Below are 10570 nucleotides of genomic sequence, written 5' to 3'. Positions count from 1 at the left end.
CGGGCTTAAATTAAAACCTCCTTACACCCTATTCTTACTGTTATTCTTTAACTTTCAACTGTTTATGCACACCTAATTGCACACTAAAACCTAATAAAGAACTTAAGAGATATAATTTGATCTCTTTCAATCTTATAAAGATATGAAAATTATTAAATAGTGGTTTTATTCAAATATGTCTGTATTCGCTTTATGATTAAGAGGCTTTACTGAATTTATCAGTTCTTCGAAAAATAAAGTTGCATTTTGTATTGATGTTCAAATATTTATAAATCAAAACCTTAAAAGTTAGGGCAAAAACCTGACTTAGATTTTTTAATTTAAATCTTTAAATTATGCTCCAAACAGAAGCTAATACAAAGACATATAAGATGCTACACAACAAGGTTAAATCTGGAGGAATTGTATCTACGGTCTCAAAATCAATATCAATTCGACAAAGGTTTAGCGATTCACTTGCATAAAATATTCTTTTTGATACTGTTCTGCAGTGGTATCATCAAACGCTTTTGAAATTGTCAACCGAGCCAGTAAATAGCTTACGGTAGATTCAGCCCCTTGATTTAAGTTAACACAGGTTTGCTCTAAACCGTCATAACATCCCCCTGTGTGTGGATTATAAATAATCTGGCGTAGGTGATTTGCTCCCAAGAACCAATTGAAGGCTATTATCATTTTACTATAATATTCTTCTTCTTCAAAAACTTCATAAAACTTACTTAAAGCCAAAATGGTGTACGCAATATCAATGGGTTGCTCCGCACCAAACTTGTCTAAAACAAGTTCATCAGTTTTATTGATCCAACTCTTATTTGAAATTACCCTAATACTCTCCTTCTTAAATATATATGATATAAGAAAATCAAACGAAGACTTAGCTATTTCTTTATATATCGGATCTTTAGTTATCATCCAACTACATAAAAGAGCCTCGGGTATTACACTATTCGCATAAGAGAAATAGCTTTCAAACCAAAACCAACCGTCTCTTGATTCATGTCTATACATTTGAACCAATCTATCAGATAGTTTCCGTATAATCTCAACAGATGATAAATCTATATGCTCTGAATTACTATAATACAATCCCTTAATAATAAACGCCATAGATCGAGTTGATTTAATCTCAATTGCATTGGCTATCGCTTCTCTAAAAATCTGTTCTAATCTAGGACGTAAAATTTGGTAATTTGAAGGTAAAAGATGAATCATAGACATAAAATATCCCAAAGTCCATATTGCCCTCCCATTGGCATCATCCAGATTCTCAGTTTCATTTTGTTTAGAAAAAGTTCTATTGTACTTTACATAATTTAAAAACCGCCCATTTTTCTGGAAACAAAATTCAATGAAATTGAAATATATTTCAATTAAGTCTAATACTTTTTTATCAGAGCTTAACTTAAAGTATTGACATAGTACCAGTAAAGCCCTTGCGTTATCATCTAATGTATAGCCGGAAGTACTATCAGGTTTATTCATTATTGAAAATTGCAACATTCCAAAGTCAGTAGTCATCTTTTTAAGATGCTTTAAATTGATTGGTGGTATATTATAAATAAGTGAAATTTTATCTGAATCTATTTTTTCAAAAAGAAGAGCATGTTTAATAGCCGAATTTTCCCAAGCTGTAGATGCCATCTCATGTAATCCGTATGAACTGTAACTATCTCTTAGTTTTCTATCATCTAAAAGAGAAATCACGGCATTAGCCAATTGAGCTGGACTTTCAAAATCAACTATAATTCCCCCTCCACCTTTTAAGACCTCTTTAGCATGTGGTATAGGAGTCGAAACTATAGGGCATCCGCAACTGATGGCATAAGAGAAAGTACCACTTACAGCCTGAAATGGATCATTAGAAGTAAATAAATAAACATCTGTAAGTTGTAAATATTCAAGTAATTGATTTAAGTGTAAAAACTCATTTATAAACTTTACATGCCTGTGAATTCCAAGAGCAGAAACTTTCTTTTCAAGCATCAAACGATAATTGTCTCCCTCTTGCATTAAAACTGAGGGGTGTGTTTTTCCTATAATCAGAAAAATTACATCATGGTGAGTATTTATAATAGACGGAAGTGCCTCTAAAGTAGACTCTATATTTTTCCCCCTGCCCAAAAGTCCAAAAGTAGAAAGAACTTTTTTCCCTTTAAGCTCATATCTCTCTTTTAAAAGCTCCTTGTCAATATGATCTATTAAATGTGTTCCATGTGGAATAATCAATATTTTAGTTTGCATTAATCCATAATCACTTTGAAGAGTCTTTTCAGAAAATTTTGTCATTACAATAACCCACTCTGCCAATGATGCTATTCGTTTGACATTATTCCTTCGTATTTTATCCGGATTTGGCAAGACAGTATGAAAAACTACAATAATAGGTTTTGAAATTTTGTCTAATAGACGTATAAATTTTTCTTCCCTTTCACGAAATAAGCCAAACTCATGTTGTATAACTACAATAGAAACATTTATGTCCTTATTAATAGTTTCTGCCAAATTATTGAATGATGAATCTTCATGTGTATTAAGTTTATATTTAACATCAGAAGAATATCTGAATTTTTGATCTAATGTTTCTAAAGCACAAACACTTACAGAAAATGATTTATCAAACTTCCTATTTAAGGTTTGAACCAAATCTTTAGTATACGTTGCAATACCACATTCCCGAGGTGGGTAGGTTGATATAATTAATACTTCAGGAGGAATTGTCTTTTTAATAGAAGGATCAGTTATATTTTTTGACTTCATCCAGTTTAAATTATGACCTCTCTGATGTGATAGTTTATTTTTTTTATTAGTTGCTGTCGTTTTCATGATTCACTGTATTTAATAAAAGTTCATTTATCAATTGGGATAATTCAATCGAGGCAGTTGCTATTCTTTCATCAGCAGCACCGTAATAAATATATAATGTGCCATTTATAATTAAAGAACCAGATGGAAAGCATACGTTATTTACATTACCTTCCCTTTCCCAATCCAACTCCGGTTTAAACAATGGATAAGGAAGTCTAGCAATTTCTTTTTTGGGATTATCTATATCTAAAAGACTTGCACAAACCGTGTAAACATATCCGTTAATTGTATCGTAAACACCGTGATATATTACTAGCCACCCAAAATTAGTTTCTATTGGCGGACATCCCCCTCCAACATAACAAACCTCATGTGCATATTTAGGAGAAATAACTATAAATTCTCTAATATTCATAATGTAATACTTCCAAAATTTTTCAGCTAAATCTTCTATATTTTTTATTTCAACTATTTGTATATCTGGTTTTATACGATGTAAGAAGCATATTTTCCCATGAATTCTCCTCGGAAAAAAAACCACATTTTTATCCCACAAGTAATTTCTTTTGTGAACATAATCGAATTTATTATACCGAAAATACTTTTCATTAATGATTGCTTTAAACTTTATTAATTGGGTAAATAGATCGTAATTAATTTTTGGTACAATTATCCCTCTTTTAACCCATGTTTTCAAATCTTTAGAAGTAGCCAAAGCACCAAGAGCATTAATTCCATCATAAGCAGTATAAGATATATAATAAGTGTTTTTCAACTTCACAATTCTTGGGTCCTCTACACCATTTGACTCATACTGAAAGTTTGGTAAAATAATAGGGGTTTTCCTCCTTCTTTCTACTATTATTGGACTTCTTAATTTACAATATCCAATTGTTGAGTAATTAAATTGGTTTACTGCCCTGTAAAAAAGATGTATGCCTTTTTGATCTTGAATTACCGCTGGATTCATTACTCCTTTGTTTTCAAAATCAAGCGATGATTTTTCTAATAAGACACCCTCCCTTTTTACAGTTAACATGATTCGTTAGTTTTAAAATAACTTATAAATGTTACTTGGCTGGGAAGAAATTTGCCAGACTAAAACTCGTCATAGCTTGATTATTAAACAATTAATAGAGCCTGATCATATTTTTAATAGAACTTCAATCACTAAAAGATATTTCTGACATCTATCGCCTTTAATTTAGAACATCTCTTTCAAAACCAATTTTACTACACTTTCAATTTACCTTATGCGTTTTACATTCTTCGATGAAAACGTTCTTTTAATTTAATTTTCGAATCTTACTATTTTTATTGGGCTAACTAGCTTAAATTAATAACTATCAAAGGGGCCAAGTAGATATATAGATAGGCTTAACTCAATAATAGGGAAACACTCGCGCCTAACATGCATGCCTGAAAATCAATTAGTTACCAACAAAAACATTCAGATATCTATAATTTATATTCATTTACTTAAAGATCGGTAAAAAGATGTTCAAATTATTATATAATCTCGCAAATAAATTACATAACTAACTGATTTTTAACAAACTTAATCATTCTTTCCCTTTATGGGATATAACCGAACCAAACATGTCTAATCAATTAAATAACAGATGAATTTTTATCCATTTTAGCATGATTTTTTTATTAAGCCCTAGCATGAATGACACTTATATATAAAAAAAATGCTTAGGTAGTTAGTTCTCTTTCAAAATATACCTCTTCCTTATCCTCAGGAGAATCCTTTACAAAACAATAATATATTTTATTAAGAAAAGCTCGTACAATTAAAGGTTTCGTTGGATTAACTTTAGAATAAACTGTTTGCCCGGCTTTATAGCGTTTATTTTCAGTAGATTTTTTATTTAAATGTAATGTATTTAGCTCCAGGTTTAAATCAATAAAGAGCATTTTGAACCTTTGGGTTGCAATTATTAGGTAATCTGTATGTTTGGGTATCACCATAGTGTCTCCTAACTTCAAAAAAGTCACTTCATCATCTATTATTATTTTAGCATTTCCTTCTATAATCTGAAAAAATATGGAAGACGCAGACTTCTCTCCGGCCAATTCCATTCCTATATCAAAAGACATGGCTTTGATCTCCCCTGTTTTTTTCTTTAACACTGTAATCTTAGATATAGCGTTTGAAGTGTAGGTTAGTTTTTCTGCTATATCAAAAGAAATTAATTTTTTAAACTGTGAATCATTCATGACGTATATATTAAAATTAAATTATAGAACCATCCATGAAAACTGGTATAGCTACTATTTAAGGACTCTTTTACAGAGCCCCTGCTTACATTATTTAGCGGTTAAACTTTTCTTTAAACTCGCTAATAATCCCTCCCTTCAAAAGAATTTCTACCTGACGATTACTCATACTATGTCTGGTTTCAAATTCAAACAATTTTCCGGATACACTACTCACACTTATCAGAATCTCACTTCTGTTTCTTATAGAGGTTCTTAAATTTTTAAAACCTAATATATTTCCTTGTTCCATCCTACTATAATCTTGTTCATTTATAAATTCAAGGGGAAGTATTCCAAAGTTTATCAGGTTTTGCCATGCGATTCTTGCATACGACCTGGCTATCACACACACTTGACCTAAATATTTCGGGGCTAAAGCAGCATGTTCCCTACTCGATCCTTGTGCATAATTTTCTCCTGCTATTACAACATGTCCACCATATACAGGCTTAGACTTAATTGCTCTATTATAAAAAGTAACATCTATAACCGAATAAGTATACTTGCTTATTTCCGGTATATTACTCCGAAATGGCAAAACATCTGCTCCCGCTCTAAGAATTTCATCTGTGGATATATTATCTCCCATTTTTAATAATACAGGGATGTTATATTCATTCAATATAGATGAAAAATGAGGTAACTCTTTTATATTAGGACCTTTCTTTAACTGCACTTCAAGGCCGTTTTCTAAAGGAGGTGCCAAAAGATCTGTATTTATGATTTCTTTTTCCGGGCTTGTATATTTAGAATATGGTATGTTAAACAATTTGCCAAGATCTCTGGGGTCGGTAATCTTTCCTGTTAATGCTGATGCGGCTGCTGTTTCAGGACTACACAAATACACCTGATCATTTTCTGTTCCAGATCTGCCCGGAAAATTCCTTGGCATAGTTCTTAAACTTATGGTATTTGAGGATGGGGCTTGCCCCATTCCGATACATCCCATACATCCTGATTGGTGAAATCTAGCTCCTGCTTTAATTAAATTAGCAAAACTATGGTTCTTGATCATGTTTTGAATAAGCTGTCTCGATGTCGGATTTATATCCAATGATACCTGATTATTAATTGTTTTGTCCTTTACGATATACCCGGCTATCCAGAAGTCTCGTAACCCGGGGTTAGCAGACGACCCTATAACAACCTGATTTACAGATCTTCCGGAAACTTCTTTTACAGCAACTACATTTCCCGGACTGGAAGGTAATGCTATTAACGGTTCTAAATCATCTAGGATAATTTCTTCATTAAGATCGTATTCACAACCTTTATCTGAAATAATTTCAACCCAGTCTTCAGCCCTTCCTTGGGCTTTTAAATAACGGTATGTCCTATTATCGCTGGGAAAAACGGTACTGGTGGCACCTAATTCTGCTCCCATATTAGCAATAACATGCCTATCCATTGCACTAAGACTTTTTAATCCATCTCCATAATATTCTATTATCTTGCCAATACCTCCCTTTACTCCATGTCGCCGTAACATTTCTAAAATAATATCTTTAGCACTTACCCACTCGGGAAGTTTTCCTGTAAGTTTCACTCCCATAATTTCCGGCATTTTCACATAATAAGGTTCACCGGCGATGACTGAAGCCACATCTAGCCCTCCTGTACCAATGGCGAGCATTCCTAGGGATCCGGCTGCACAAGTATGGCTATCTGAACCTAGCAATGTTTTACCGGGGATTCCGAAGCGCTCCATATGAACAGGGTGACTTACACCGTTGCCCGGACGACTATACCATAATCCAAATCTTTGAGCAGCTGATAAGAGAAATAAATGATCGTCGGCATTTTTATGATCGGTTTGTAACAAATTATGATCTACATACTGAACTGCTATTTCTGTTTTAGCCTTTTGTAACCCCATCGCTTCCAATTCAAGCTGTACAAGGGTTCCTGTTGCATCTTGTAAAAGAGCTTGGTCTATCCTTATCCCAATTTCCTTTCCGGGAATAAGTTCACCTTTAATGAGGTGATCCTTGATTAGTTTTTGAGTTACATTGTTTGAATACATGCCTATCGATTTTTTTAGCAGATTGAATGTACAGAGAAAACTCTTCTTAGTAATTACTCCATAAACAAATGGATATACTAAAATGAGAGTGAAGGGCTCCTTTTAAAGTTAAGCAAAGTATATGAATGTAAATAATTTATTACCAGATATTTAGAAACAAAAACCAATCTTTTAACAAATTATTACACATAACCCTGTAAGAACCTTTATATTCTGAACGTAACTGTAATTTATATAAATCATTTCAGGAAATATATAACACTATTTATATTTTGTCTTTTAACTTTGTTAAGCATCTACTAATAAATAAAACCTCTTCAATTAAGCCAAAGAAGCCTTATATTGTTAAAATTTGGTCAGAATAAAAGCCCTTTGGTTGAATATAATAATGCGCTGAATTGATTTTAAATTTGTAATTGTAAATATCTTCTAAACATCAAACCTCTCTATTATCATAACAGAGATCAATTCAATCAATTTGTTGAACACACTCCTTGTTAAGAAAAATGTATCCACGATAGTTATCCAGGTATTTTAAAGCCAATTCAAGCACAGGATAACCATTTAAAAATATAATAATTGATTAATTCTTAAAACGTAATATTGTGAAAACTCCAAAATTCTATACAAATAAACCATCTCACTTTTCAAAAGTACTTAGAAAGAGGGTTAACCACTATTTTAATACTAATGATATAAGTAAACACGCAAACCATAGTATGGTATTCAAAACTATATTAATGCTTTCTCTTTATATAATTCCATTGACATTAATAAGTTTAGGATTTATCCATCAGGTATACTTCTTATTCATAATGTATATCATTAGTGGATTGGGAATGGCAGGTATAGGAATGGGGGTAATGCACGATGCTATTCACGGTTCGTATTCAAAAAAGAAAAAAATTAATAAATATCTGGGATACACCATGAACTTAATAGGGGCAAATATGACCGTATGGAGAATTCAGCATAATGTTTTGCATCATACTTATACGAACATACAGGGGGCTGATGACGATATAAATGTTCCGTTTTTTTTAAGGTTTTCACCTCATACAAAGAGAAATTGGCTGCATAAATTTCAATTTATCTATGTATGGTTTTTTTATAGCATATCTACTTTATTATGGATTACTGTTAAGGATTTTATTAGGATATATAGGTATTACAAAAAAGGCTTACTAGGCTCAAAAAAGGAATATCATAACGAACTATTTAAATTAATTTCATGGAAAATTCTATATTACTCTTATGCCCTAATACTACCAATTTTATTCACCCCACTACCTGCATGGATTGTTTTAATGGCTTTTATTTCCATGCACCTTGTTACAGGCCTTTTAATTAGTTGTATATTTCAGGTTGCTCATGTTATGCCTGATACCGCATATCCTATAGCTGACGAAAAAGGAATTATGGAAAATGACTGGATTGTGCATCAATTAATTACAACTAGTAACTTTTCTCCACGGAGCAAACTATTTTCTTGGTTGATTGGCGGATTGAATTACCAAATTGAACACCATTTGTTTCCCTACATTTGCCATATTCATTATCGAAAAATTTCGCAGATAGTATCAGACACGGCAAAAGAGCACGGACTCCCATATCTTACAAAAAAGACCTTTATAGCAGCCATTAAAGATCATATTAAAATGCTCCGTAAGCTAGGTGGTAAAAGTTTTGTTAGTCATTCTTAGTCATAAACAAGCTTAATATGCGGCTAAAAAAAAGGTCGCCAGTTTTTTTTACAAATCTAAAGTTCTTTTTTCCACATATTTTTCTTTTTAAGAACAACACCCAAAACCCCACATATTACACCATTCAAAAATGAAACATGAAAAATCATCTCAACCTTATAAATAAAAACACCTAAACACCATACTGATAAAAAAAATAGCGATAATAAATAAAAAAGATAACGCATAATTTTAGTGTTATTGTATTAAACATAAAGCTTAAACACTTTAACTGTCACATTGAGCATTGTGTCATTTTCTTGCAATAGTACATTTTGTCTAAACTGCTTTTTTTGAATTATTCGTACCCACTTTTAATTACAGTCATAATCATTTTAAAGCGTCCGTTTGGTCTTATGAGATTTGGTTTATGAGCCGGAATAATTACAGATTCTCCTGTATTAAGGGTTAAAGGTATTTCATCAATTATTATTTTGGCTTTCCCCTCTATAACTTGCACAAAAGTATCGAATGGGGACGTGCTTTCCATGAGCCCCTCCCCGTTGTCAAAAGACATTACACTAATATTTCCTGTCGTTTTTTTTAATATAGTTTTAATAACAACAGAATTAGGTATATACTCTATAATTTCCACGGTAATATATACTTTTGATCTTTCAATCTCCTGATTATCCGAAAAAGTTTTCTGGTCGTTCATTTTTGTGTTGTGAGTTACGAAAGAATTGGAAGTCTAAATCGAATATTCTATGTTGGTTGAGTAAATATGTAATCTACCCTATAAACAAAAAAGTCTTCTGATAGTCAGGCTGTAATTCTATATTTCTTAGAAAATACTTCCCTGGTTACTTAAATTAAAAGTGAGGATGTTTTTGGTAAAAAGTATCTAATACAAAGTTCAGTTATAAGAACTAAATACTATTACACTTTCCCTGAAATATATTATATAATTATGTGAATTACAGATCTTCTAACGGAATTCGCTTTTTTCGTTTTAACTTTTTGAAAAATGTGGGGGTCAAACCAGTAACTTTTTTAAACTGCGCAGATAAATGGGCAACACTGCTATAATTCAATTTATATGATATTTCAGTTAGATTAAGTTCATCATATAACAATAATTCTTTTACCCTTTCTATTTTATGTGCTATTATGTACTGTTCAACTGTAATTCCTGTAGCTTCAGAAAAAAGATTCGACAAATAAGTGTAATCATAATTTAACTTCTTACGTATATAAAGGGAATGTTTAATTTTCGGAAACTCCTCTTCGTAATGAACCATTTCAATAATTACTTTTTTTAGCTTTTCAATCAAAATAGATTTTTTATCGTCCATTATTTCCAACCCCGCTTTCAATAGAATGGCTTTTAACTGATTAAGCTTTTCTTTCTCTATAGAACCTATGATATCTACCTCTCCCAAATGAATTTGCCCATAAAGAATTCCTAAATTATCTAATTCTGCTTTTACAAGCATTTTACATCGAATGGAAACCATATACTTAATGAATAGTTTCATCTTTCAAATTTTATTATTTTTCTAACGCTGATCTAGATATATTAACAGACAAATAGTTTTTCAAACTAATTTCACGCTATTATTGGGTTCTTTCACCTTTAGCATTGCCATTGAAAATCTATTCACTAAATTCAATCTTAATCGCTTTACTTCTGAGTTTTAGATCTCATTGGATTCAACATGTTGATCATGATTTTTTCACAAAAAACCTTCAATGAATCCAACTCCGTCTATGTACATTTCGTAATAAAAAGGGT

The 10570-nt window shown here is 31.7% G+C and carries 7 protein-coding genes; 1 reads left to right on the top strand and 6 read right to left on the bottom strand.

What is annotated here, in order from left to right; genetic code table 11:
- Positions 1 to 444 precede the first annotated feature (444 nt).
- The 4 genes from P278_RS02590 to P278_RS02575 all read right to left on the bottom strand — a co-directional run bounded on the left by P278_RS02590 (position 445) and on the right by P278_RS02575 (position 7093).
- On the bottom strand, positions 445 to 2823 hold the full coding sequence (locus P278_RS02590) for a glycosyltransferase (protein ID WP_200909592.1): 2379 nt from the start codon (positions 2821 to 2823) through the stop codon (positions 445 to 447).
- Positions 2804 to 3844, bottom strand: coding sequence for a glycoside hydrolase family 130 protein (locus tag P278_RS02585; RefSeq protein WP_038261696.1), 1041 nt, complete (start codon positions 3842 to 3844; stop codon positions 2804 to 2806). Before P278_RS02585 ends, P278_RS02590 begins: the two co-directional genes overlap by 20 nt.
- Before the next feature lie 659 nt (positions 3845 to 4503).
- Positions 4504 to 5028, bottom strand: coding sequence for a cupin domain-containing protein (locus tag P278_RS16720; RefSeq protein WP_235444234.1), 525 nt, complete (start codon positions 5026 to 5028; stop codon positions 4504 to 4506).
- 94 nt (positions 5029 to 5122) lie between these two features.
- Positions 5123 to 7093 carry an aconitate hydratase gene (locus P278_RS02575; protein WP_038261693.1) on the bottom strand — a complete coding sequence of 657 codons (1971 nt, stop codon included), beginning with the start codon at positions 7091 to 7093 and terminating at the stop codon, positions 5123 to 5125.
- Between the two features lie 719 nt (positions 7094 to 7812).
- Between P278_RS02575 and P278_RS02570 the strand changes: the two genes are divergently transcribed.
- Positions 7813 to 8796 (top strand): fatty acid desaturase family protein, encoded by a 984-nt coding sequence (locus P278_RS02570; RefSeq protein WP_055725799.1) that lies wholly within the window; start codon positions 7813 to 7815, stop codon positions 8794 to 8796.
- Positions 8797 to 9133: 337 nt separating this feature from the next.
- Here the strand turns inward: P278_RS02570 and P278_RS02565 are convergent, their stop codons facing one another.
- Both P278_RS02565 and P278_RS02560 read right to left on the bottom strand, forming a co-directional pair.
- Positions 9134 to 9493 (bottom strand): cupin domain-containing protein, encoded by a 360-nt coding sequence (locus P278_RS02565; RefSeq protein WP_038261691.1) that lies wholly within the window; start codon positions 9491 to 9493, stop codon positions 9134 to 9136.
- Between the two features lie 259 nt (positions 9494 to 9752).
- Entirely contained in the window at positions 9753 to 10313 is a 561-nt protein-coding gene (locus P278_RS02560; RefSeq protein ID WP_038261689.1) for a helix-turn-helix domain-containing protein, read from the bottom strand.
- Positions 10314 to 10570: the final 257 nt, after the last annotated feature.

The sequence above is a fragment of the Zhouia amylolytica AD3 genome, assembly GCF_000511935.2.
Classification (GTDB): Bacteria; Bacteroidota; Bacteroidia; order Flavobacteriales; family Flavobacteriaceae; genus Zhouia; species Zhouia amylolytica.
This window is presented reverse-complemented; position numbering and strand designations above follow the sequence as displayed.

What these genes read in the sequence shown, in the direction of transcription:
- P278_RS02590 (WP_200909592.1), bottom strand. Translation starts at nt 2,823, where the DNA reads ATGAAAACGACAGCAACTAATAAAAAAAATAAACTATCACATCAGAGA.
- P278_RS02565 (WP_038261691.1), bottom strand. Translation starts at nt 9,493, where the DNA reads ATGAACGACCAGAAAACTTTTTCGGATAATCAGGAGATTGAAAGATCA.
- P278_RS02585 (WP_038261696.1), bottom strand. Translation starts at nt 3,844, where the DNA reads ATGTTAACTGTAAAAAGGGAGGGTGTCTTATTAGAAAAATCATCGCTT.
- P278_RS16720 (WP_235444234.1), bottom strand. Translation starts at nt 5,028, where the DNA reads ATGAATGATTCACAGTTTAAAAAATTAATTTCTTTTGATATAGCAGAA.
- P278_RS02575 (WP_038261693.1), bottom strand. Translation starts at nt 7,093, where the DNA reads ATGTATTCAAACAATGTAACTCAAAAACTAATCAAGGATCACCTCATT.
- P278_RS02560 (WP_038261689.1), bottom strand. Translation starts at nt 10,313, where the DNA reads ATGAAACTATTCATTAAGTATATGGTTTCCATTCGATGTAAAATGCTT.
- P278_RS02570 (WP_055725799.1), top strand. Translation starts at nt 7,813, where the DNA reads ATGGTATTCAAAACTATATTAATGCTTTCTCTTTATATAATTCCATTG.